This window comes from Acinetobacter sp. 24-47-62 (assembly GCF_056779765.1).
The window spans coordinates 50,151-75,428 of the sequence record NZ_JBWYIN010000010.1 but is presented as its reverse complement, the minus strand read 5'-3'; the positions used below and the strand labels follow the sequence as shown (position 1 = coordinate 75,428).

Sequence of the window (25,278 nt, the reverse complement as noted above, 5' to 3'; positions counted from 1 at the left end):
TGCGCCTTTTTTTATGTTATAACTTATTACGTTTTTGACTATTCTGTTCACATATAATTCACGAAAAAACTTTATACTCTAAATACTTAGCCAAAATTAATATTTTTTCTTTGACTTTACAGTCACACAGAATATGGCTATAAAACTTGTACCAAGCAATAACTTATTGCACGATGTAATAGAACAAAATAGGTGTCGTGGATGACACGACATTTTTTATTAGGATTATAAATCTGGTTTAACCAGTATTGAGGAACCCGATATGCCACAATACAAAGCGCCCTTACGTGATATGCAATTCGTTTTGCATGAATTATTAAATGCTGAAGAACACTTTTCAAAACTCCCTGCATTCCAAGAAAACGTAAGCCGTGAGTTGGTTGATCAATATTTAGAAGCTGCTGCAGATTTCTGTGAAAACGAATTATCTCCACTCAACCAAGTAGGCGACCGTGAAGGTTGTACTTGGAATGATGGTGTAGTCACTACTCCAACAGGCTTCAAAGAAGCATATAAAAAATACGTAGAATTGGGATTCCCATCTTTAGCTGCTGAAGAACAATATGGTGGTCAAGGCTTACCAAACTCTTTAGGCATTATCATTTCTGAAATGATCGGTTCTTCGAACTGGGCATGGGGTATGTACCCAGGTCTATCTCATGGTGCAGTTCGTACAATTGAACACCATGGTACGGAAGAGCAAAAAAATACTTACTTACCAAAACTGATTTCAGGTGAGTGGACAGGTACCATGTGTTTAACAGAATCTCATGCGGGTTCTGACCTTGGTATTATCCGCACAAAAGCTGAACCTAATGCAGATGGTAGCTTTGCGATTTCAGGTGAGAAAATCTTTATTTCCGCTGGTGAGCATGACATGGCGGACAACATTGTTCACATCGTTCTTGCGCGTTTACCAGGTGCTCCGAAGGGAACGAAAGGGATCTCATTATTCATCGTACCTAAGTTTAACTTAACTGCTGATGGTGAAGTTGGCGAGCGCAACGCTGTTCGTTGTGGTTCGATTGAACATAAAATGGGTATCCATGGTAACGCAACATGTGTGATCAATTTTGATCGTGCAACAGGTTACTTGATTGGCCCTGAAAACCGTGGTCTGAATGCAATGTTCACCTTCATGAACACTGCACGTATTGGTACAGCTGTACAAGGTTTGTCTGCTGCTGAATCATCTTTCCAAGGTGCTTTGGCATATGCGAAAGATCGTTTAGCAATGCGTTCACTTTCTGGTCCTAAGGCACCTGAAAAAGAAGCAGATCCTATTATTGTGCATCCAGCAGTTCGTAACTTAATCTTAACGCAAAAAGCTTTTGCTGAAGGTGGTCGAGCTCTAGTGTATTACCTCGCTCACTATGCTGATATCGTTGAAAAAGGCGCGACTGAAGAAGAACGTAAATTTGCAGATAATATTCTGTCATTATTAACGCCAATTGCTAAAGCATTCTTAACTGAAGTTGGTTATGAAGCTGCAAACAAAGGCGTACAAGTATTTGGTGGTCACGGCTTCATTTCAGAGCATGGTATGGAGCAAATTGTTCGTGATACACGTATTGCTTGCTTATATGAAGGTACCACTGAAATTCAGGCACTTGACTTGTTAGGTCGTAAAGTACTGCAAACCCAAGGTGCGATGTTGAAAGATTTCACCAAAATCATTCATAAATTTGCTGAAGCAAACAAAGATAATGCAGACTTGAAAGAGTTTGTTGAACCTTTGGCTGCGCTCAATAAAGAATGGGGTGATTTAACTATGCAGATCGGTATGCGCGCGATGCAAAACCCTGATGAAGTCGGTGCTGCTGCAGTAGATTACCTATACTTCTCTGGTTATGTAACGCTAGCATTCTTATGGGCTCGCATGGCTCAGGTTGCTCAACAACAACTTGCAGCAGGTTCAACTGAAGTTGACTTCTACAATGCGAAAATCACGACAGCTCGCTTCTACTTCAAGAAGATCCTTCCACGCGTTCGCTCACATGTTGACGTAATTGCAGGTGGATTAGAGCCATTAATGACTTTAGATGCTGAACACTTTGCATTCTAATGATCCACATTAAATATGTGTAAAAAGAAAAAGGACAGTCATAGATTTGGCCGTCCTTTTTCTTTATAAATAATTCGAGATATTAACCTTTAGTCGTCTAACAAGTCCTAATATGCTTCGATAGACTGCTAAGAACTAAAGATATTTAAACAAAAAAAGGTGAACGAAAATGCCAATCTATAATGCGCCTCTTACAGATATGAAGTTCATTTTGAATGATGTATTTCAAGCTGAACAATTTTGGCAATCAAATGAGAATTTAGCTCATGTTGATGCTGCGACAGCTGAAGCTATTTTAGAAGAGATGGCTAAATTCGCTCAAAACGTAACCCTTCCCCTAAATCGCACAGGTGATGAAGAAGGCGCAACTTATAATAATGGATCTGTTACCACACCAGCGGGCTTTAAAGAAGCGTTCCAACAGTATGCAGAAGGTGGTTGGATTGGCTTAGGTGCTGACGAAGAATGGGGCGGTCAAGGCATGCCAAAAATGCTGACTGTGCTTACAGATGAAATGCTTTTTGCAACCAACCCATCATTTATGCTTTACCCACTTCTTTCTGTGGGTGCGGGTATGGCATTAAATAGCTATGCTTCTCAAGAACAAAAAGAAACTTATCTTCCTAAAATCTATTCAGGTGAATGGTCAGGTACGATGTGTCTCACAGAGCCTCACGCAGGTACTGATTTAGGCATTATTAAAACTAAGGCTGAACGTAATGAAGATGGTACTTACAACATCACGGGTACGAAAATTTTTATTACCGGTGGTGACCATGATTTAGCTGAAAATATTATTCACCTTGTATTAGCAAAAACGCCTGATGCTCCTGCTGGTTCACGCGGTATTTCTCTGTTCATTGTACCTAAATTCTTAGTGAATGAAGATGGTACCTTGGGTGATCGTAACCCTGTAGGCCCTGGTTCTATTGAACACAAAATGGGGATCAAAGCCTCTGCAACATGTGTGATGAACTTTGACGGTGCAAAAGGCTATTTAGTCGGTAAAGAAAACGAAGGTCTTGCTGCAATGTTCGTGATGATGAACTATGAACGTTTGTCCATGGGTATCCAAGGTTTAGGCGCTTCTGAATTTGCTTATCAAAATGCTGCTCAATATGCCACTGATCGTTTACAAGGTCGTAGTGCAACAGGTGTGAAATCTCCGAATAAACCTGCTGATAGTATTCTTGTACACGGTGATGTACGTCGTATGCTCTTAAATGCTCGTGCGAACAATGAAGCTTCACGTGCATTTGCAGTATACGTAGGTCAACAACTGGATATTACAAAGTTCTCGACGGATCCAGAAGCAGTTGCAAAAGCAAATAATCGTGTTGCTTTGCTCACACCAATCGCAAAAGCATATTTAACAGACACTGCTTTCAATGCGACACTAGATGCCCAAATGGTCTTTGGTGGTCACGGCTATATTCGTGAATGGGGTATGGAACAATGTATCCGTGATCTTCGTATCTCACAAATTTACGAAGGCACGAACGGCGTTCAATCACAAGATTTAATTGGTCGTAAAACGATTAAATGTAATGGTCAATTCATCGCAGAATATATCGAAGAAATTCGTGACTTTGCAAATGCATTAGATGCGGACTTAAATTACATCAAAGATGCCACTCTTGATGCTGCAACTGAACTTGAATTGATTACTCAAGTTGTTCTTGAACGTGCTGCGGAAAATCCTGATTATGCGAATGCTGCTGCGGTTGATTATTTACATGCGGTAGGCTTACTCAGCTTTACCTATATGTTTGCTAAAATTGCTAAAGCTGCGAGTGAAAAATCAGGTGAGTTCTATGAGAACAAATTATCTTTAGTGAACTACTACATCCAACGCGTTTTACCTGAATTAAATACACGTTTAGCTCGCATCAAAGCTAGCTCTGAAATCGTGATGGGATTTAGCGAAGATTACTTCATAAATCAATCATAAGTTTTATCTTAAAAAAGCCTGATTCTTCAGGCTTTTTTTTATCTGAAATTTGCTTATTTTCAAAGCAACTCATAATAGTCTTCCCTGCTTAGACATAAGATGAGCATGAATTTTGCATCACTCCAATGAAACCATCAGGTTTTTTCAAAGGAGGAGATGTCATGAGTAAAAAAGATATTAGCGTAGAAAAAATCGAATCCTTATTAGATCGTTTTGGAAATCTAGCAGTTGAGAGCTTCCACTATATTGCGCTCTTTATTATTGGCTGCATGGTAATTTGGTCTGCAGGACATACCGTGATTGATATTCTTACGGTAAAACAATATGCAACGATTGATGACATTCTGTTGTTATTTATCTATTTAGAGCTAGGTGCGATGGTAGGTATTTATTTTAAGACCAATCATATGCCCGTCAGATTTCTAATCTATATCGCCATCACTGCCCTGACACGTCTGTTAATTTCAGATATTCAACATGACCATAAAGCTGATATTGATTTAGTCATTATTACAGGATCAATTTTAATCCTAGCATTCGCTATATTGGTCGTGCGTTTTGCTTCTTGGAATTTTCCATCAGTGATCCGAGATAAACACCAAGATAAACCTTTACCACTTGGAAAAACACCACGCCCTGAAGATGATGAGTTGGCTTAGATAAAGATGGCTTAGACAAATTGGATTAAGCATCTAACGATCATTTGGCATCTGGATATATCGACCATTTTGGTATATCCAATGCATTCCAACTTGTGGTGCAGGAAGACCATAACGACGCCAATCTGAAATCAGCATATACTGACTCATTTCAATAGTACCACCCTGCCCATTTACGAAACTTGACTGCTTGCTAGAATATGTCGTCGTGGTCGGTAAAGACTGTTGATAGATCACTGTAATCCCATTCTGCTGCGGATACGCTGGATAAGGAGGATATGGTCGCTGTAATTGAGGTCTATTCTGAGCAAAACGTGGTTGTTGCAATGGGACTGGCTTACTTAGACGATCTGCATTACCAGTATATATTGGAGTCTGTGTTGGTTTTACAGGTCGAACCTTAGAACCTTGGTAATTAGCCCAACTATCTGCAAAAGTATGACTCGTTATTAAAAGAATCACTGAACCCAATAGAGTCTTAACCAATAATGTATTGTTCATCTCTATTACCTCATTCCAAATTTAAGATTACTTTTATTTTCAAAATTCATTCTAAAGCTTAAATATAGATCAATCATGTAGAAATCTTGAACATTATTTAAAATTTTAAATTTAATACTTTAGACCTTTTATTTATCTGCATGAGTCTGTTTGTAAATCTGCTAGACTAACCATTTTTAACTTTGCGAGATTATCCACCGTGCCTGAAATGAGTTTTGATCGCCTGCACCAATTTTTTTGTAAAGTTCCGAGTGTCCAAGAAAACTATATCGATTCTTATGGCACTGATGGTGAACATGCATGGTGGTTTAAATTTCAAATCAATATCGACCATGCCTTAGCTTGGCAAACGGTTCAAGAACTTGGTCATGTATTGAATTACATTTCTAAAAATGAACGCCTACCCACTCAGTTTTTACCTGTGTCTCCTCCACCCTATATGAATGGTGAGGCGAAACAATTCTTATCTTGGGTGATTCAGTGTAATCATCCTGATTTTACGCCAGATGTGGTTTGTGATTGGTTAGAAGCACGTTTACCTCAACCTGTTGAGGATGAGTCTAAGTGGAAAATTAAAACCGATATTAAAGAGCTCGATCAGATTGATGATAAGGAACTCGATAAATTAGTTCCACCGAATCCATAAATGAAAAAATCCCTCTTTCGAGGGATTTTTTTAGAAGGTTGAGAGACCACTCCATTCCATGAATCGATAAATGGCATATTTCATTTTTGAATCTTCTGCATATTCTGAGTAATCAACACTCATTTGCTTACCCTCTAAATTCATCCAAGCAGTATCAAAATACTGTACTGCATCTTTAAAAACTTGCTGATTTGAAGAGCCAATAACACGTAAATCAGTTTCTAAATTATAATTTTTCAAATTACGAGCAGTAAAATTAGCCGACCCCAAAATCAGTTCAACCTGATTTGAACTACGCTTAGTAATCATTTTTGAATGGCACTGCTCACCTTGTGTATTACACCAGCGTACGTCTATTCCAGCTTTATAGAGCTCTGTCGCGACAGGACGATTTGGAATACCATTTTTAGTACGTCCAAATGCATCTTTGTTCGGGTCTAGTAATACACGAACTTTAACACCGCGTTGGTGAGCTTTAATTAAGGCTTCAATAATTTCTCGCTCTGATAAATAGAACATTGCCAAATCTATTTTTGCATCAGCACCTTGAGCAGATTCAATCAGTTTCAGCACTTCATCATATATTGCTTTTTCTGTCAGTACTTGCACTTGTGGCAACTGTTTATCTTCTGGTACATCTCCCACAATAACCATTGGAATATTTGCTTTAGAAAATAAAGCCACTGATTGTTCAGTTTTTAAAATATCGACAGCTGTATGCCCTTCGACCACAAGTGCTACATTAGAATGGCTTGAGCTTCCATCATGCGGATTCATCGAAGTCACTAGTGTTTTCCATCCCTCGGATGTATCCACTATGATGGTTTTACGATGGTTCGCTTTAAAATTAAAAAGATTTAAATAACTTCGAATGGTAATTTTTTCTTCGCCGAAAGGATTACTTAACCAACCTTTCTCAGCATTATTTCCTAAATTCTGACAACAAAAATACCAAATGCCCGACCACAGTGGATTCGATGCGCGTAATGGTGATAAATCTGTTTCTATGACATCAATTCCTGCTTGTCTGAGTGGTCGATAGTGCTCTGGGATTATTCCACCATAAACTGAATTTATAGGATCAGTGATTAATTTAATTTCAATATTCGGTGTTAGACGCTTTTTTTGAATGAGTGCTTGGGTCAGTTCTTGTGTTAATGAGCGATGTTGATTTTGAGACTGACCAGTTTCAGGATTGAACAGAAACATATCTAACACAATTGTAGTTTGCGCTTGCTCAATAAGATTGAGAATTTCATCAAAAATCTGATGCTGCTGTCGCTGACCCACCGTATCTATATAAGTTTGGTCTGCTAGGAATTTCACATTTGCATGCCGTAATTTACCGGAATAATTAAGCCCTTCTGGCAATGGTTTATAAATATGATAAAGCGCTGAGGCTAAATAGCCGATGGTCAGCATACCTAGAATCAGACCAACATAACGTCGGTTTGACCAATTTAATTTTTGGTGAATTCGTTTAAATAGACGCATAACAAAAAACCTAGTCCGATACTTTCAGACTAGGTTTTAATTTACGTTTTTTCAAGCATTAAACTGTTTTTAACACGTTGAATTAAATTAGAACCCGTATTCAACGCCGACGGTAAAATTACGTCCAATTTGTGGAATATTCGACAAAAATGAATTGTGCGAATAAACCTGATCATCCAATAAGTTGTGTGCTTTTAAATAAACGCGATAATCGTTGCGATTGTTTAACTGCCCAGCATAAGACACACCAACATTGACCATGTTATAACCTTGGGTTTCTTTTTCAAAGTCAGCAAATTTATCTTGCGTGAATACATGATAATACTCAGCTAAACCAGACCAACCATCAGCAAAATTGGTTTCCACCTTTGTACCAAGTCGTCCAGCAGGAACACGTGGAGCATTTTCCCCCTCTATCTTGCCTCTTACATAATCACCAAACACACTCACCTTGTAAGTATCATTAATTTGATAGCCTAGCTGAGCCTCAGTTCCATAAAAACGTGCCTTATCCTGCGTATATTTAAGTCCACGTAAATTGCCTTGTTGAGCTACAGTTGCACCATAAATATAGTCATCAAACCAATTGTGATAAACATGAACATGATAATCGAGCTGATCACCTTCATAATGGAGACCTAACTCTAGATTATTTGATGTTTCCTTATCAATATCTGGATTACCTAGCTCATATGTGTTTGTTGCAAAATGAAGACCATCTGCATATAACTCTTGAGCTAGCGGTAAACGTTGTTGATGAGACCCCACTAGAGACAACTTATAATTTGGCGCGAACTCCCAATTAGCTGCAGCTGATCCTGAAACAGCAGTCCCTGAGTAGTTCTTTTGATTGGAATCGACATCAATTTTTTGATGGTCTACACGAGCACCCAATTCGACATGCACAGGACCAAGCTGTTTATGTTCTAGTGCAAATAAACTGTACTTATTGGTTTTTGTATCCGCCATCAGAACATCATGACTATGACCATAATGTTCATGATCGTGATCACTATGATCATGGTCACCATGATCAACTTCATCATGGTCATGTCCCTCAGGCGCATTAAGTTTTATTTTTTGCTGAGATGCTTGTACACCTACAACACCCTCCCAACCTAACAACGGTATATGAACCAACTCTAAACGACCATCATAACCCTTACTTTTAAAGTTACTAATAACTTCATTTTCTTCTAGTTCATCATGCTCGTAATCTGTAAAACTTAAATGAGCTCGCAGCTTTTCAAATCCTTTTAATGGATCATTTAATTCAGTTCGCAAATCATAGCGTTCAGATTTTAAGTCAACCCATGGACCTGCAGCATTTTCGTGTTCATGGTCGTGCGCTGAATTAGGTGGTGGACAATGGAAATGATCTCCATGCAATTCACATCCATGATATTCATGACTATGACCTGGTAATCCATATTTATCTTGTCGATTACTATATGACAGCCCCACAAAACCTCGATCATGGATCCATGAGCCGCCGACATTAACTGTTTGACCTTCTGAGAAAGTATTTTCTACACGTTTAGCACTTTCACGATGAGGCTCTGTCTCACCCTCATGATGATGTTCAGTGAAGTAACCTTTGAAAGGGATATAATCATTGGCTTTATGCTTCGTGCCTTCAACACGAAGTGCAAAATTTTCACCTATAGCTGCTGTTACACCTGCACTCGAAAGTTTTTCATCACTCCCAGAGTTGTAGCGGACGCCCACTTGCCCCTCTAGACCATTAGCTGGCATTTGTGTCGGTATTTTTTGATCAGTCACGTTGACTAAACCACCCACAGTTCCAGCTGCGTACAGTAATGTTGAAGGTCCTCGGATAACTTCCACTTGCTTCGCCAAAATAGGATCAACCGTTACGGCATGGTCAGGAGAAAGTGTTGATACATCAGCAGTTTCAGAAGCATGCTGTAAAACTTTTACACGCGGTCCATCTTGGCCACGAATCACAGGACGACTTGCACCTGTTCCATACTGATTAGAATAAACACCCAACTCATCGGCTAACGCATCACCTATGGTTGTTGGTCTTTCAGATAATTTTTTTTGATCAATCACATGATCTGCTACAGCGAAGTCAGCAGCTGTTTGAACCAATGGATGTGCGGTAGAAGAAATTGTATCTAATTGAACATTTTTTTGTTTTTGATCAGCATGTGCTGCGGATGCTATCACTGCTAAGACGGAGGCAGTGATGATATTTTTATGAAAGTTCATACGACAAGCTCAAAATTCGAGAATTTACAATTGTTGTTATAATATAACATTTCAACCAAACTTCAATCATATTTCATTCATTTACTCCAAATTAATTACCTTCATATAATTAAACCAATGGGTTACATATCAATGTTAATCTATAAAATTCGGATAGCATTTTTTTGATATATTTCAGCAATGCCCTTTACAATTTCACATGCTGTACTCGCACCAATTTTGCATAAAGCATCGAAAGGAACACTTCCTATTTCTGCTCTAGCAATTGGTTGCATGGTCCCTGACTTATTTCGTCTTTTTACAGACGAACATATCCTAATCTCACATCAATGGAGCGCATTGCTATATCCCAATTTATTGGTGGGAATGGCATTCTGTCTATTGTGGTATGCACTATTAAGACCTACTTTTTTTAGATGGATTGGTATTTACAACCCCTTAAAACTCTCGAACTTTAGATCTGTCTTTCAGTTCTTGGTGCTGATCAATATTTCATTAATCTTGGGTATCAGCAGTCATATCCTTTGGGATGGTTTAACTCATGTTGATTACAGAACCTTTGCTTTTCATGACCTATTAGCTAAGCAAATCAATCTTTTCGGGCAACACTATCCCCTCCATCGAATTTTACAGGTCGGTACCTCTATTATCGTTTTGCCCTTTATTTTATGGTTTGCAAAACAGTATTTTTGTACTTACCGTCAACCATTCAGAGTAACTCGTTCTATCACTATTTTTGCTGTGGTATCCGTGCTAATTTCAATATTAGGTGGATTATTTGGATTTATTCATTTCCACTCTAATTACAATATAGCCATTTTAAATGACCTATATGGTTACATTGGCTTCTCAATTAATTATTTCTTTAGAGGCTTTCTATTGACGTTTGCGATTTGTGCGCTTGTTTTTCAAATCCTAGATCAATTGGAATTATTCGAAGGATCGTCTTAATTTTAAATTTGCATTAAATAATAGGGCTTTCATAATCTTCTCCTTGTGACTGTAGTCTCAAAGAGGCATAATTCACCCTTTGTATAAAGGCGTTACGCTGTTTACGTATACGCTTTCATTAACCCATATAGTTGGATTTTTAACGCTATGATGCGAACTCATTACTGCGGTTCATTAACCGAAGCTCAAATTGATCAAACCGTTACACTTTGCGGATGGGTACACCGTCGCCGTGACCACGGTGGTGTAATTTTCCTTGATATGCGTGACCGTGATGGTCTAGTTCAAGTGGTTATTGATCCTGATACACCAGAAGCTTTCGAAACAGCTGATAAAGCTCGTTCTGAATTTGTATTAAAAATAACTGGTCGCGTTCGCCGTCGTTATGCTGGTACTGAAAATGCCAACATGGTGAGTGGTCAAATCGAAGTATTAGGTAAAGAAATTGAAGTTCTAGCAGCGTCTGAAACTCCACCATTCCCATTAAATGATGATAATACTAATATTTCAGAAGAAATTCGTTTGAAATATCGTTTCTTGGACATTCGTCGTCCAGAAATGTTAGAGCGTTTACGTTTCCGTTCTAAATTAACAAACCTTATTCGTAACTATTTCGAAGAAAACGGATTCTTAGACGTTGAAACACCTATTTTGACACGTGCGACTCCTGAGGGTGCGCGTGACTATTTAGTACCAAGCCGTGTATCAAATGGTAGTTTCTACGCTCTTCCTCAATCACCACAGTTATTTAAACAATTGTTAATGGTGGGTGGTATTGATCGTTATTACCAAATTGCTAAATGTTTCCGTGACGAAGACTTACGTGCTGACCGTCAGCCTGAATTCACACAAATCGACGTTGAAACATCGTTCATGAGTGACGATGACATTATGGATTTAATGGAACGTTTAACAGTTAAGATGTTTAAAGAACTTCTTAATGTTCAATTTGATAAGTTCCCACGTATGACCTATGCAGATGCAATGCGCGACTATGCGTCTGACAAGCCTGACTTACGTATTCCACTTAAACTCGTTGACGTTGCAGATTTAATGCAAGATGTAGAGTTCAAAGTATTCGCAGGTCCTGCTAAAGATCCTAAAGGTCGTATTGTTGCGCTTCGCGTACCGGGTGCAGGCTCTCTTCCACGTAGCCAAATCGACGAGTACACTAAGTTTGTAGGTATCTACGGTGCAAAAGGTTTAGCTTATATTAAAGTCAATGAACTGGAAAAAGGTATCGAAGGCTTACAATCTCCTATCGTGAAATTCATCGAGCCAATCGTGCTTGATCTATTAAAACGTGTGGGTGCTGAAAATGGCGATATCGTATTCTTCGGTGCAGATAAAGCGAAAGTTGTAAACGATGCAATGGGTGCTTTACGTATCAAAGTCGGTCATGACATGAAGATGGCAACTTGCGAGTGGGCACCACTTTGGGTTGTTGATTTCCCAATGTTTGAAGAAACTGATGATGGCAAATGGACGTCTGTTCACCACCCATTCACGCTGCCTAAATCTAGCGTAGAAGAAGTGAAGAACAATCCTGGTGCGGCATTGTCTGTTGCTTACGATATGGTGCTTAACGGTACTGAAATCGGTGGTGGTTCACTTCGTATTCACAACCTAGAAATGCAAAAAGCAATTTTTGAAGCTTTAGGTATTGGTGAAGAAGAAGCAGAAGAGAAATTCAGCTTCTTATTGAACGCTTTACGTTATGGTGCACCTCCACACGGTGGTTTAGCATTCGGTTTAGACCGTCTTGTGATGTTAATGACAGGTGGTTCTTCTATTCGTGATGTGATTGCATTCCCGAAAACGAAAACTGCGGAATGTCCTTTAACACAAGCACCTGCACCAGTTGAATCAACTCAACTTCGTGATCTTGGTATTCGCTTACGTGAAAAACCAAAAGCTGAATCACAAGAATAACGTTTTGTTGATCTAAATAAAAACCCTGCAAATGCAGGGTTTTTATTTCATTGAGATAAATACTTAAAAATGGCATAATCGCAGAAAATATTTAAGAGTTCATTCATATGGCTATGCGTCCTGATGTTCGTCGTCATACAATCATTATTATTGTATTTTGCATCGTGCAATGGGCATTTATGCGTTATATCTTGAATGAACAACTATTTAACCTCACTACTTATCAGCGTATCGTGTTCTTTAGTACGAGTAGTTTTATTGCCGCGTTTGGTTCAATCGCTGCATTGATTTATATGGTGATTAAAGGAAATGCGGATAATAAATAATAGAACACTGTAAATACCCTATTATATTTATTTATGTTTTCTAAGTCCTAGCCAATTTTTGTATAGGTAAAAAAATTTAGGGGTTTTCAACATCCACCTTACTTTCCAATGCAACTCATTTGAATTATTTTTAATATAATTCAAATCTTTAAACTTAATTGAGTTGATAAAGCAACAATATTTTTTAAAATTCATTTTTATATAATTATTAAATAATCCTAATATTAAATGAATATACACTTGTTTAAAGTGACACTTATCACGATTGTCTCTAAATAAATCCACCCCATAAAATAAACTCTCTAAGTGTTTTTCATTAACACTACAATTACTTATACTAGATGGTCTATACCTATAAAAAATTAATGTTTTATTTAATTCATAAATTTTTATATTTTCATTATATAAAAACGGCACAGCAAGCATATCTTCAAAATAATAACCTTTAGGAAATCTAATGTTTTTTAATAAGTCTTTTTTATAAACCCTCAACCATGCATACCACTTGTTTTTTTTAAAAATTCTCTTTAAGTACTCTTCATTTACATTATTAATTAACTCTATTTGATCAGCTAATACAAGTGGTTTTTGAGTTAAAAATTTGTTTTCCTCGATCGCATTAAAATGTATAAGATCAACATTCTTGTTATGATCAATCACATTAATAATTTCTTCTATATAATCATTTAGTACATAATCATCAGAATCAATAAAAGATACATAATCACCTTCAGCTAAATCAACACCATTATTACGTGCCATACTTAGCCCTTGATTATCCTGATCAATAATCCTAATATTTTTTTTAAAGGATTGTTTATTTAAAAAATTCTTTAAAATATCAATAGATCTATCTTTTGAACCATCATTAATAAAAATACATTCCACCTCCTTAGTTAATTGACTATAAAGTGATGATATACAGTCTTCAATATAGTCTTCTACACCATAAACAGGAATAATGACAGATAACTTGATTTTTTCTTCAACTTTGTACACTACAATCACCAAGGCTTAAATATTCATCAACAGCCGTTTGAACTTTAAATTTTCGAGATAAAGTAGGATTATAGATTTTATCGCATGATGAAATTTCAGACATCTTACTAGCTAACTTATCAATATTACCAACTGGAACTAAAAAATTTTTATCTAAAATTTCACTAGGACCAGATGGACAATCCGTACTTAAAACCGGCGTATTTAAAGCTAATGCTTCTAAAATTGCAATACTAAATCCCTCAAAGTCTGAGGACACGACCATCGCTTGTGCACGTTGAATAAACGGATACGGATTATTTTGAAAGCCGATAAAGTGAACTTTGTCCGATACCCCTAGTTCTTGACATAAACGCTGATTGTCAGCCATCAGCTCGCCTGTACCCACCAAGACCAAAGGCAGATCCAGCTGTGCTTGTGCATACGCACGAATCAACACATCATGACGTTTTTGCTGCTTAAATTTACCAACATTGACCAAATAAGGCTGAGGTAGATCAGGAATAAATTCTGATGCAGCGTGACGAACAGCATCGACATCAATTGGATTGTAGATTGTCTGAACCCTGCTATCAGCACCAAAAATATCTTTAAAATCAGCTTCTACCCCTTTGCTAACCGCTACACAAGGCTTGGCTAAATACACTTTGGCCAACTGCTTTTTAAAGGCCTTAGTCAGACGTTGTCCATACTCCAAACTAGTGGTGTTATGAATCACCAAATGTACATTAGGCAACTGACTACGACTTAAAATAAAATCGACTGGATATAAGTTGGACAGTACCAAATTTGGCTCACCAATCTGTTGACGCACAAAGCGATCAAAGGCTTTGGCAGCGATACTTTGGCGCATAAATTTAGGTATGGCACGAAATTTTTGATAATTAAAGAAGTGTGTCTTCACTCCCTCAGGAATAGGTAAATCTATAATATTTTTGAAATAAACAATATGTGCTTCATGTCCTGCATTATTTATGCCTTTAGCTAAAGTTAATGCGAAACGTTCAGCACCATTACCTTGTAAAGTAAAAATAGCAAGTACAACCTTTTTTTTCTTCATAATTCGATATTCAATATTGTTAAAAATGTGCCTTATCAAGACGAATAAATCGCTTTTGCGCTTTAAACATGACTTGCATATAGCGACATCCCATAGCCAACTGACCGATGATCCGTCTCTTTCTAAATACTCTTTTTTCCATAGCAGAAGAATAAATTGGCTTGTGATGTTCTGAACGTCCGATCACTGATTCAAACTGCTCAGCAGGTACAAGACCATAAGCTACCATTTGATCTTCTTGAATAATTGCGGCTGGCTCAGCTTGTAAACTCTTCAATCCATAATGGCTAAAAATAAAACCATCAGCAATTGCAGGTGAGGTTTCTGCTAAACGCTGTAATAACTTCTTTGCGCCGGATGGATAGAGTAAATATCCTGCTGCACCTGTTCGGTCTTGATATAGATTATATAGCGCAGTTTGTCCAGCGATTAATTGATATTCTGGCTTTTTAGAAATAATTTTTTTACGACTACGTACTTCAAAATTAATTAAATCTATATCTTTAAAATTATAATTTTGTATTTCTTCAAGTAACTGAGGAATATGACATGATAAGACTGCATCATCCTCTAATATCAATGCCGGTTCATTAGTTTTAATAACAGTTTCCCAAGCTTTCTGATGACTCAAAAAACATGCTACCTCAACCTTACGCAAAGGTCTTTGCCAACCAAACCCTAATGATTGATATTGAGAGTCATCAATATCATCAACTGATACTGCAGCTAAACGCTGAAAAGATAAACCCAATTCATTAAACTGTTGAGTCTGAAAAGCCAAACGCTCTTTTGAACGCTCAAGATTTATAATCAAGATCTGCATGGATTACCACCAACGTGTTTTTTCACGCGTATGTCTTTTTTTAAAACGCACATAGACAGTATCATTAACGTCTTGATTAATCCGCTCAAAAATTTCAATAACCAATTGACCTAATGGATGATCAGTACATATCTGGTCTAAACGCCAACGCATATTTCTCAATGTATCATCTGTACCCACTGCAAAAGCAGATGTACCATCAAATAGAGCATAACGTTGTGACTGTAAATGATTTAGACACTCTAGATTTTCTTCCATCTGATGATCACATAAATAGCGTTCCGTTTCCTGAAGCTTTAAAGTATTAATAAGAACCACAGCATTCATCAAAATTGCTTTCAGAAGAGAATCTTCATCATGATCAATGAAAGTATCACATGCTGAAATTAACCATCGTATATTTAAAGATTTCAGTAAAAAATCTCGCTCTTTAAGCCATAAAGATTTAAATTTTAGAAAGTTATCTGTCGTATCAACATCTCGGCGCATCAATACAATTAGACTAGCATGATAATGATTCAACGCAGGTTGACCTACGAACTCATCTTTAAGCTGCTCTATATGCTGCTTCAAATCTTTAGCTGATCCATGGGTATAGCGTGTTTCATCACCTTCAATCAAGTTTTCTTTCAACGCATTAATATCTATACCGTCAAATTGCGCATAGACCTCATCTGCACCAAAACGACGTTGATGCCGACTAAAGGAGAACCATTGTTCGAATTTACTTTTTTTTCTAACAGGCATTATAAACCACCATTAAAAGGCAACTATTATTGCCAAGCGTCCTTAATCCATTGACTTGGCAACACATAGCGGTACCATTTACCACCGCCACCATTCACAGCATCAGGTGGATTAATCTCACCATGGAAAATAATAATTTTGGCACCTTCAGGTTTTACTGGTGGCTTAAAAAATGCCATTGGGATTTTTTGTAAACAGTGATATTTATAACTCTTACACCAGCTATCTGGCCAATAAGTTTGCTTCGCATGTTTATCTACATACCATGACAAATAGGCTTGCTCATTACGGAATTTTTTTCGAATTTCATCAAAGTTTTCACGAAAATATGGTAATAATCCAGGGAAAGCGCCCAATTTAAAACGATATACTGAGCTATTACCTGTGATTCGCCATGGTCGTTTCCAGTCGTGAATAATTAAAAAATCACCTGGATAAGTGAAAAACTCATCCATGTTATCAACGATAACAACATCCAAATCTAAAAATAGCGCGTTACCCTTTAAGCCATATAAGTCAGGCTCAAAAGTTGAAAGTTTGTTCCAACCACGCTCAGGCGCACCTTCAGGCAATGCTAACGGTGGAATAGGAAAGCATTTAACATTTGGATCAATTCCTTCTGTACGGTCAGTGAGACAAACCATCTGGAAATCAACAGTCGTGTGTCGTTTCACCATATTGTAAAGCCGATTCACATACTCAGAACCATATTTGGTTCCCCACTTCATACACAAAACAATGTTCTGTTCTTGTGCAATCTCTTCTTCTAATAAGACATTGTTTACATGTATTGACATGCCGTTTTATTCCACCGAATCAATAGCTGCATCATACCACAGAGTTAAAATATTCTTGAACGATAAGAATTCAAACTCGTCCAAATTGAAATCAAATCTTCATTAAATTGTCACGTCTTAGAAACCCTATTTTGTCAAATTAAATTTAATCTGGCTTGAACTAAAATAATGAAAATTACTATTGTCGGCACTGGGTACGTCGGTCTCTCAAATGCGATGATTTTAGCGCAACATCATGAAGTCACCGCCTTAGACATTGATCAAAACAAAGTAAATTTATTGAACAAGAAAATCTCACCTATACAAGACAGAGAAATCTCTGACTTTCTAAGTAATAAACCATTAAACTTTAAAGCAACAACTAATGCTGTGGATGCGTATTTTCAGGCAGACTATATTCTTATTGCGACGCCAACTGATTATGACCCTACAACCAATTATTTTGACACTTCAAGTGTTGAATCTGTGATCACTGAGATTTTAAGTATCAATCCATTAGCGACGATCATTATCAAATCGACAGTTCCTGTAGGTTACACCCAACAACTAAAAAGTAAATTTGAAACACAGAATATTATATTTTCACCTGAGTTTCTCAGAGAAGGAAAAGCATTGCTAGATAACTTATATCCTTCAAGAATTATAATGGGTGAAAATTCTGAACGAGCACATCAATTTGCAAACATGCTCATAGAGGGTGCTTATAAAAAAGATTGTCCAGTCTTGTTCACTGACTCCACCGAGGCAGAAGCAATCAAACTTTTTGCAAACACCTATTTAGCTATGCGCGTTGCATTCTTCAATGAACTAGATACTTACGCTCAAATATACCGATTGGACACTCGCCAAATGATCGAGGGTGTTTGTTTAGATCCTCGAATTGGTAAATTTTATAACAATCCATCATTCGGTTACGGCGGATATTGTCTTCCTAAAGATACTAAACAATTACTCGCCAACTACGACCAAGTTCCAAGCAATTTAATTCAAGCCATTGTAGATGCGAATATTACTCGCAAAGATTTTATTGCACAGTCTATTTTGGAAAGATGCCCTAGCGTTGTTGGGATATATCGTTTGGTCATGAAAAGTGGTTCAGACAATTTTCGATCTTCAGCAATACAAGGTGTTATGCGTCGTCTCAAAGCGCAAGGAATCAAGATCATTATTTACGAACCAACGCTTTCAGAGAAAAAATTTCAAAACTCAAAAATCATCAAAACACTGGAAGAATTTAAAAAAAGAGCAGATTTAATTATTAGTAATCGTCATTGCGATGAACTAAATGATGTTGCAGATAAAGTGTATACCAGAGATATTTTTGGTAAAGATGATTAAAAAAGGACTCAATTGAGTCCTTTTTCAAAGCATTAATTATTTCACATATGTTAACCAGTGAGCATATTTAGGGTCTTTACCTTGTACGGCATCGAAGTATGCTTTTTGGATTTGTGTTGTGATTGGACCACGAACACCCTCACCAATTTGACGGTCATCATATTCACGGATTGGCGTTACTTCAGCAGCAGTACCCGTAAAGAATGCCTCATCAGCAATGTAGAACTCATCACGCGTAATACGGCGTTCAACCACTTCATAACCAAGGTCTTTCGCAATCGTAATAATCGTTTGACGTGTAATACCATCAAGAGCACCACCAGCGATATCAGGGGTATGAATCACGCCATCACGCACTAAGAATACGTTTTCACCTGAACCTTGACACACATAACCTTGTGGATCAAGTAACATTGCTTCGTCGTAACCTGAGTGCGCAACTTCTTGGTGTGCCAAGATAGACAGCGTATAGTTTCCTGATGCTTTCGCCTTACACATCGTCACGTTAGGGTGATGGTGTGTAAAAGAAGAAGTTTTTACACGAATACCCTTCGCCATTGCTTCTTCACCAAGGTAAGCGCCCCAGCTCCACGCAGCAACCACTGCATGAATTGTATTATCCGTCGCTGCAATACCTAGCTTTTCCGAACCAATAAAGATAATTGGACGTAAATAGCAAGAAGCCAATTTATTTTCACGCACCACATCAATTTGAGCTTGTTCTAATGCCGCCTGATCAAACGGAACTTTCATTTGATAAATTTTGGCAGAGTTTAAAAGACGTTTAGTGTGTTCTTTTAAACGGAAAATTGCCGTTCCATTCGGAGTTTCGTAGGCACGGACACCCTCAAACACACCCATACTGTAGTGTAAAGTGTGTGTTAAGACGTGAGTTTTTGCTTCACGCCAATCAACTAATTGTCCATCTTGCCAAATAAAACCATCACGATCAGCCAAATTCATGACCTAAACTCCAAATTTTTATACACAGTCATTTCTATCCAACTACTGATGCAGTTGGATCTATTAATCTTTGCCATAGCTTGCAAACGACCTTACGGGTATCGAGCCAATTCGCAGCACTCACTTGCATGGATTGATTTGCAAGGGCTAAACGATGACTCTCGGCACGTTCACGGAGATAAGCTTGAATCAATGCTGTCGCATCGGCGCTGGATAAGCAGCCAGTTTTTGCGGCATCCTCAAGGATTCGTACATTGTCGGAGTAATGGGCGAGATCAGGATTCGTCCCACTCCATGCTAATACTGCATACTGTGCCATAAATTCGATATCAACGATACCACCTGCATCCTGTTTTAAATGAAAAATTCCATCTTTTTTTTGCTCATTTGATGAGCCTAAATGGTCTTTCATTTTTTGACGCATTTTTAGCACTTCTGCTCTCACCGTTTCTTCATTTCGAGGCAAAGTTAAAATACGACAGCGTAATTCCTCAAACTTTTCTCTTAAGCTTTGCTCACCCGCTATACTACGCGCACGAACAATCGCTTGATGCTCCCAAAGCCATGCATTTTTAAGTTGGTATTGCTCAAAAGCCTTAAGGCTTGTGACGAGAAGCCCAGCTTCTCCTGAAGGACGCAATCGTGTATCAATCTCATACACACGACCATCTAAAGTTTGGGTTGTCATCAGCGACATGAGCTTTTGCCCAACACGCATCGCAAATTCAAAACCACTAATTGGTTTCAAGCCATCTGTATCTGCCTGCTCATCCATATAGTGGATAAAGACTAAATCAAGGTCTGAACCATACCCAAGTTCAATACCGCCTAATTTCCCATACCCAATGACACTGAATGCCATATGATTTTTTGAACAACGTTGACCATCTGCATCTACTGGGTAACCATGTTTTTTTGCTGTAATTTGATATGCTAAATTCAAAGTTGCTTGAACTGAAACCTCAGCAATATCGGTGAGCGCATCAGACACACGCATCAGTGGACTTTCAGCCAATACATCACTTGCTGCTACAGTCAAAACATTCGATTTTTTAAATAAGCGCAATACGCGCATTTGATCTTCCACTTGATCAATTTCAATACGCAGCAGCTGCTGTCTGAGTGAATCCTCCAAATCTTGGCGTTTAGGTAACTCAAAATCCATCGATAAAAACTCATCGAGTAAAACTGGATAATGAGTTAACTCTTCACAAATCCATGGGCTTACAGTCGCCATTTTAACGAGTCGCTGTAATGCTCCTTTGCTTTCAATTAACATCACTAGATAGACTGTTCGCCGCATCACAGATTCAACCAGTGGCATGAGTCTTACCAAAGCGACTTGTGGATTATCCGATTCGAGAACAGCTTGAATCAGATGAGGCCAAAACTCTTTTAAACGATTAACTGCTTTAGCGGGTAATTTTTTGATGGCATGTCCATACCAAAACTCACGAACCAAATTTTTAGCAGACTCATCTAAAACTTCATTCAATTGCTGCTCTATTTGGCTAAAGCTTTCAACCAATGGATCTACTTCTTTTTCTTTAATTAAATGCTCAAACTGATAAGTTACTATAGCGCGCTGATCATTGAGAACATTTAAGAAAGCATCCCAACTCTCAAATCCAAGTGTCTCTACGATGCGATTTCTTTGGTCAGGTTCTGTAGGCAGTGATTGAGTTTGTTGGTCGTTCAACGCTTGAATGGCATGTTCCACACGACGCAAGAATAAATAAGCATTTTCAAGCTCATCCACCACTTCAGGTTCAAGTAATCCAACACCCCCCAAATGATGTAGACTCACTAAACATTGACGGTCTTGTAGCTCAAGTTTTGAACCACCATAAATCAACTGGAAAACTTGAACGATAAACTCGACTTCACGAATACCACCTGCACCAAGTTTAATATCATCTTCAATATTTCTACGTTGAACTTCACGCTCAATCATCGCTTTCATTTCACGCATCGCTGCAAAAGCGGTGTAATCCACATAACGGCGGAATACAAAAGGTCGAGTCATTTCCAGAAGCTCATCCCCTTCCTTTCCTCCTGTAACAATACGCGCCTTTATCCATGCATAACGCTCCCACTCACGCCCATGTTGACTGAGATACTTTTCAAGTGCCGCATGACTGATTGCAAGTGCTGAACCATCGCCCCATGGGCGTAATCGCATATCCACTCGGAACACAAATCCATCTGCGGTGATATGTTCCAACAAATAAATAATTTTTTGCCCCCAAAGGATGCAAAATTGCTGAACATCAATACATTTACGACCATTTGTTTCACCTTGCTCATCGAAGGCAAATATAAGATCAATATCACTGGATAAATTAAGTTCCTGAGCCCCCAATTTACCCATTGCAATCACGATAAGGTCTTGAAGCTTACCGTTATAGCCGATCGGCTCTCCATGTTTGGCTTGCAATGGACGATAAGCGAAGCTTTTGGCTGCATCAATACTGGCATCGGCAAAGTCTGAAAGTTCACGAGTCAATGTAATAACTGAAATGAGGCGGTTCGCATCCTGCCAAATCCACCGAAACATTAAACGTGCTCGCAAAATTCGAATTTTTTGCATCCATTCTTTTTCATCCTGAATGTCAGCAAGTTCTTTTTGTACAATGTGATAGATTTGTTCAGTACTTAAAAATTTATTAAATTGATCAGATGAATAATCTTGTTCTAATAATGTTTGATGTAAATTATAAACTTGTTCCGCGTATTGACTGGCTCTAAGAGTTTTTTGCAACTGATCAGCATTCATTTGAAAAAAAGCCTGAATAAATCTAAAACTCTTTTATATCAGTCCTTACGCAATTTGTGGACTATTTAGTTCACTTTTTCCAAAGATGTTTGATTACTCGTATTGGGGGTGGTAGGTAACGCTGCATGAGTGTCTGCTTCAGGTAATATGACTTTAAAAGTCGTACCTTGACCTTGTTGAGAACTGACACCAATTTCACCATGATTCAAATCAACAAATCTTTTACATAACACCAAACCTAAACCAGCACCTTTTTCACCAGATGTACCACGAATAGATACCTTCAAATCCGGTTGAAAAAGCTTCTCAATTTGCTGTGATGTCATACCTAAACCTGTATCGCGAATGGCAATTTCGACACCTTGATCGCATTTTGATGCTTCGATATAAACTTTTCCAGTTCCATCCACATGAGTAAACTTCAAAGCATTGGATACCAAGTTTTGAATCACTGATGTGATCATATTAATGTCGGCAAAGACTTTTAACTCTTGCGGCACACTTTCAATTAATTGAATATTTTTTTTCACAGCCAACGTGTTTAAAACGTCAAAAACGATTTTTGTCACCTGTTTAAGCTCAAACTGAATAGGGTGATAGACAAATCTCCCGCCTTCAGCCATTGCCCAATTTAATAGGCTTTCCAATAAGTTATAAGTCGATTGAGCGGTATCATGTAAATACTCAGCGATATTCTGTACACTGTCCTCATCCAAACTTTCACGCTCATTGGCCAATACATCAGAAAAACCTAATAAGCCATGAAATGGTGCACGTAAATCGTGTGCAATGATTTGAAAGAATTTTGTTTTACTGAAATTAAGCGCCGATTGTTGTTCATATAATTCTTTGAGTTCCGCATAATCCGAATGAAGCTCTAATATACGAATTAAGCTCATGGAAAAATCATAAACCAGTTCTAAATTATGATCATCAAAAGGTTGGTGCTGATTATCAAATAAAATCACTTGACCAATTGAAAAATCATCATTCACTTTTAAATCAATGGCTATAATTCGCTCGTGATCAACTCCGAGTTGATGAATATGTGCTGAAAAAGATGAATAATTAGGATGATCACGACTGATCGAAGTTTGACCCGCGAAATATGGTAATAATTTTGCTTTTTTATTGGCATTAAAAGCTTTAAATCCATTTGGAGAAGAATGCCACACATATGGTTCATCATGAAAAGCTAAGATTGCTGACTCCGCATTTAAAATGCCACGCGCAAATCTTAAAAAACTCTCAAGTTGATTTTTTGGCGTTGATACACCGAGTAAAAGAGACATTTTGCAGGCACTGAGCTGATCAGCTTGATCGACATCTATAAATTCTATTTTCATGTCTACATCCTGCCATGGAGTAAAGGGGAATAATGATCGATTACATTTTATTTTTTCATTTCGCAGTAAAGAAATGAAACCTTATTTCATCAAGACTAATACATTCTCAAATATTAAGAAAGTGCATTTTTGAGGACTGAATATCTAGCTAAAGCATGAGTCATACTTTATAAAACGTAAGCGTCTAGTGAAGATCGATTGAATAAACCATAACTATTTATTATTAAAATAAAATTTACTCAATCCTTATCTTATATTATTCATCAAATCTTCATTTGAAATTTTAAAATTCCTTAATTTATTTAAAACAAATAAAAAGGCCCTCAAGTCTGAATATGCTTGAAGGCCTTTAAGTATTTGGTCCCGAGGGTCGGACTCGAACCGACACGTCATCTCTGACAGCGGATTTTGAGTCCGCCGCGTCTACCAATTTCACCACCTCGGGAAAGGTTGTGTTCGGTATAATATCGTTTTTCTTTTCTTTGTCAATGCAAAACCTGACTCAAGCGCCTATTTTTAAATCAATAGCATGCATTATGCTTTTTTAACCACCAAACTCAACTCGAACTGGGCAAAAAAAGCATATACTAATGCCAAAATTTTTGCTGATTCCATTTTTATATTCTTATGCAACTTTCTGATTTTAGCTTTGAACTCCCAGACGAACTTATTGCCCGTTACCCTCTTGAAGAACGAAGTGCTTCTCGCCTGCTTCATCTTAAGGCGGATGGTCAATATGACGATCACCAATTTACCGATATTTTAGACCTGTTTAATGAAGGTGATTTATTAGTTCTCAATGATACTAAGGTAATGAAAGCTCGCTTGAAAGGTAAGCGTGCTTCGGGTGGTGCGATTGAGGTTCTGGTTGAAAGAATGCTTGATCAATTTATTGCTCATTGCCATATCAAAGCAAGTAACTCACCAAAACCAGGTGCTGAACTTTTTGTCGGATCAGATGAGGTTAAAGTTACGGTTCAAGGGCGTCATGAAAATCTCTATGTGGTGGAATTTTCCAAACCAATCTTAGATGTATTGGATCAGTATGGTGCATTGCCTATTCCACCTTACTTCAACCGAGAAGCAGAAGATATTGATACTGTTCGTTATCAAACCGTATTTAATGATCCTACAAAAATTGCTAGCGTTGCTGCTCCAACGGCGTCTCTACATTTTGATGAACAACTATTAAAAAAACTTGAAGATAAAGGTGTAAACAAGACATTTGTCACCTTACATGTGGGTGCAGGTACCTTCTTACCAGTACGCACCACTGATATCGAAAATCACATCATGCACAGTGAATGGTGCCAAGTCAGCGATGAAGCTATGGCGTTGATTAAGGCGACTAAAGATCGAGGCAATAAAGTGATTGCCGTCGGAACGACTGCAACACGGGCAACTGAAAGTGCGGCTCAAGCCAATGATGGCCAACTGAAGGGCTGGACTGGTGATACTCAGATTTTTATTTATCCTGGTTATGAATTTAAAGTAGTAGATCGCTTAATTACTAACTTCCACCTTCCAGAATCAACATTATTAATGCTTGTCTCAGCCCTGTCCAATCGTGATTATATTTTGAATGCGTATCAACATGCTGTAAAAGAACGCTATCGTTTCTTTAGTTATGGTGACGCAATGTTGATTGACCAAGCAAAAGATTAGGATC

Annotated in this window: 20 protein-coding genes and 1 tRNA gene; 9 read left to right on the top strand and 12 right to left on the bottom strand. The window is 37.9% G+C overall.

Annotated elements, in window-relative coordinates; genetic code table 11:
• Positions 1-262: 262 nt before the first annotated feature.
• From AC1M87_RS09260 to AC1M87_RS09250, 3 genes are all read left to right on the top strand, one after another.
• Positions 263-2,065 carry an acyl-CoA dehydrogenase C-terminal domain-containing protein gene (locus tag AC1M87_RS09260; protein WP_180028280.1) on the top strand — a complete coding sequence of 601 codons (1,803 nt, stop codon included), beginning with the start codon at positions 263-265 and terminating at the stop codon, positions 2,063-2,065.
• A gap of 169 nt (positions 2,066-2,234) precedes the next feature.
• Positions 2,235-4,016 (top strand): acyl-CoA dehydrogenase C-terminal domain-containing protein, encoded by a 1,782-nt coding sequence (locus tag AC1M87_RS09255; protein ID WP_481593539.1) that lies wholly within the window; start codon positions 2,235-2,237, stop codon positions 4,014-4,016.
• A gap of 161 nt (positions 4,017-4,177) precedes the next feature.
• Positions 4,178-4,675 (top strand): phosphate-starvation-inducible protein PsiE, encoded by a 498-nt coding sequence (locus tag AC1M87_RS09250; RefSeq protein ID WP_035265636.1) that lies wholly within the window; start codon positions 4,178-4,180, stop codon positions 4,673-4,675.
• A 33-nt stretch (positions 4,676-4,708) separates the two neighbouring features.
• Here the strand turns inward: AC1M87_RS09250 and AC1M87_RS09245 are convergent, their stop codons facing one another.
• Positions 4,709-5,176 carry an RcnB family protein gene (locus AC1M87_RS09245; RefSeq protein ID WP_481593538.1) on the bottom strand — a complete coding sequence of 156 codons (468 nt, stop codon included), beginning with the start codon at positions 5,174-5,176 and terminating at the stop codon, positions 4,709-4,711.
• 199 nt (positions 5,177-5,375) lie between these two features.
• On the opposite strand from AC1M87_RS09245, the gene AC1M87_RS09240 reads away from it, so the two are divergent.
• Positions 5,376-5,822 carry a hypothetical protein gene (locus AC1M87_RS09240; RefSeq protein WP_092767573.1) on the top strand — a complete coding sequence of 149 codons (447 nt, stop codon included), beginning with the start codon at positions 5,376-5,378 and terminating at the stop codon, positions 5,820-5,822.
• A 30-nt stretch (positions 5,823-5,852) separates the two neighbouring features.
• On the opposite strand, the gene AC1M87_RS09235 is transcribed toward AC1M87_RS09240, so the two are convergent.
• Together AC1M87_RS09235 and znuD are read right to left on the bottom strand one after the other, a co-directional pair.
• Positions 5,853-7,316, bottom strand: a complete 1,464-nt coding sequence (locus AC1M87_RS09235) for a phospholipase D family protein (RefSeq protein WP_481593537.1) — start codon at positions 7,314-7,316, stop codon at positions 5,853-5,855.
• Between the two features lie 87 nt (positions 7,317-7,403).
• Positions 7,404-9,551: a zinc piracy TonB-dependent receptor ZnuD gene (znuD, locus tag AC1M87_RS09230; protein WP_481593536.1), complete on the bottom strand. Its 2,148-nt coding sequence runs from the start codon at positions 9,549-9,551 to the stop codon at positions 7,404-7,406.
• Positions 9,552-9,731: 180 nt separating this feature from the next.
• Here znuD and AC1M87_RS09225 point away from each other — a divergent pair, with 180 nt between their 5' ends.
• The 3 genes from AC1M87_RS09225 to AC1M87_RS09215 all read left to right on the top strand — a co-directional run bounded on the left by AC1M87_RS09225 (position 9,732) and on the right by AC1M87_RS09215 (position 12,760).
• On the top strand, positions 9,732-10,502 hold the full coding sequence (locus tag AC1M87_RS09225; protein WP_481593535.1) for a DUF4184 family protein: 771 nt from the start codon (positions 9,732-9,734) through the stop codon (positions 10,500-10,502).
• A 147-nt stretch (positions 10,503-10,649) separates the two neighbouring features.
• Entirely contained in the window at positions 10,650-12,434 is a 1,785-nt protein-coding gene (gene aspS, locus AC1M87_RS09220; protein WP_035265578.1) for an aspartate--tRNA ligase, read from the top strand.
• 107 nt (positions 12,435-12,541) lie between these two features.
• Entirely contained in the window at positions 12,542-12,760 is a 219-nt protein-coding gene (locus AC1M87_RS09215; RefSeq protein ID WP_481593534.1) for a hypothetical protein, read from the top strand.
• A 27-nt stretch (positions 12,761-12,787) separates the two neighbouring features.
• Here AC1M87_RS09215 and AC1M87_RS09210 read toward each other — a convergent pair whose 3' ends face one another.
• Genes AC1M87_RS09210 through AC1M87_RS09190 form a run of 5 tightly spaced genes read right to left on the bottom strand, consistent with a single transcriptional unit; the run spans position 12,788 to position 17,186 of the window.
• Positions 12,788-13,759: a glycosyltransferase family 2 protein gene (locus tag AC1M87_RS09210; RefSeq protein WP_481593533.1), complete on the bottom strand. Its 972-nt coding sequence runs from the start codon at positions 13,757-13,759 to the stop codon at positions 12,788-12,790.
• Complete coding sequence (locus tag AC1M87_RS09205; protein WP_481593532.1) at positions 13,746-14,819, bottom strand: glycosyltransferase; 1,074 nt, start codon at positions 14,817-14,819, stop codon at positions 13,746-13,748. Before AC1M87_RS09205 ends, AC1M87_RS09210 begins: the two co-directional genes overlap by 14 nt.
• A gap of 19 nt (positions 14,820-14,838) precedes the next feature.
• Complete coding sequence (locus AC1M87_RS09200; RefSeq protein WP_481593531.1) at positions 14,839-15,642, bottom strand: glycosyltransferase family 25 protein; 804 nt, start codon at positions 15,640-15,642, stop codon at positions 14,839-14,841.
• A gap of 3 nt (positions 15,643-15,645) precedes the next feature.
• On the bottom strand, positions 15,646-16,389 hold the full coding sequence (locus tag AC1M87_RS09195; RefSeq protein ID WP_481593530.1) for a hypothetical protein: 744 nt from the start codon (positions 16,387-16,389) through the stop codon (positions 15,646-15,648).
• Positions 16,390-16,415: 26 nt separating this feature from the next.
• Entirely contained in the window at positions 16,416-17,186 is a 771-nt protein-coding gene (locus AC1M87_RS09190) for a glycosyltransferase (RefSeq protein WP_481593529.1), read from the bottom strand.
• A gap of 168 nt (positions 17,187-17,354) precedes the next feature.
• On the opposite strand from AC1M87_RS09190, the gene AC1M87_RS09185 reads away from it, so the two are divergent.
• Complete coding sequence (locus tag AC1M87_RS09185; protein ID WP_481593528.1) at positions 17,355-18,524, top strand: nucleotide sugar dehydrogenase; 1,170 nt, start codon at positions 17,355-17,357, stop codon at positions 18,522-18,524.
• A gap of 36 nt (positions 18,525-18,560) precedes the next feature.
• Here AC1M87_RS09185 and AC1M87_RS09180 read toward each other — a convergent pair whose 3' ends face one another.
• From AC1M87_RS09180 to AC1M87_RS09165, 4 genes are all read right to left on the bottom strand, one after another.
• Positions 18,561-19,487, bottom strand: coding sequence for a branched-chain amino acid transaminase (locus AC1M87_RS09180; protein WP_122899522.1), 927 nt, complete (start codon positions 19,485-19,487; stop codon positions 18,561-18,563).
• A 34-nt stretch (positions 19,488-19,521) separates the two neighbouring features.
• The gene (gene glnE, locus AC1M87_RS09175) at positions 19,522-22,263 is read right to left on the bottom strand and encodes a bifunctional [glutamate--ammonia ligase]-adenylyl-L-tyrosine phosphorylase/[glutamate--ammonia-ligase] adenylyltransferase (protein WP_481593527.1); all 2,742 of its coding nucleotides are present in this window, start codon (positions 22,261-22,263) and stop codon (positions 19,522-19,524) included.
• Between the two features lie 65 nt (positions 22,264-22,328).
• Entirely contained in the window at positions 22,329-23,609 is a 1,281-nt protein-coding gene (locus AC1M87_RS09170; protein WP_481593526.1) for a sensor histidine kinase, read from the bottom strand.
• Between the two features lie 358 nt (positions 23,610-23,967).
• Positions 23,968-24,054, bottom strand: a tRNA-Leu gene (locus AC1M87_RS09165).
• A gap of 182 nt (positions 24,055-24,236) precedes the next feature.
• On the opposite strand from AC1M87_RS09165, the gene queA reads away from it, so the two are divergent.
• Complete coding sequence (queA, locus tag AC1M87_RS09160) at positions 24,237-25,274, top strand: tRNA preQ1(34) S-adenosylmethionine ribosyltransferase-isomerase QueA (protein WP_481593525.1); 1,038 nt, start codon at positions 24,237-24,239, stop codon at positions 25,272-25,274.
• Positions 25,275-25,278 lie beyond the last annotated feature (4 nt).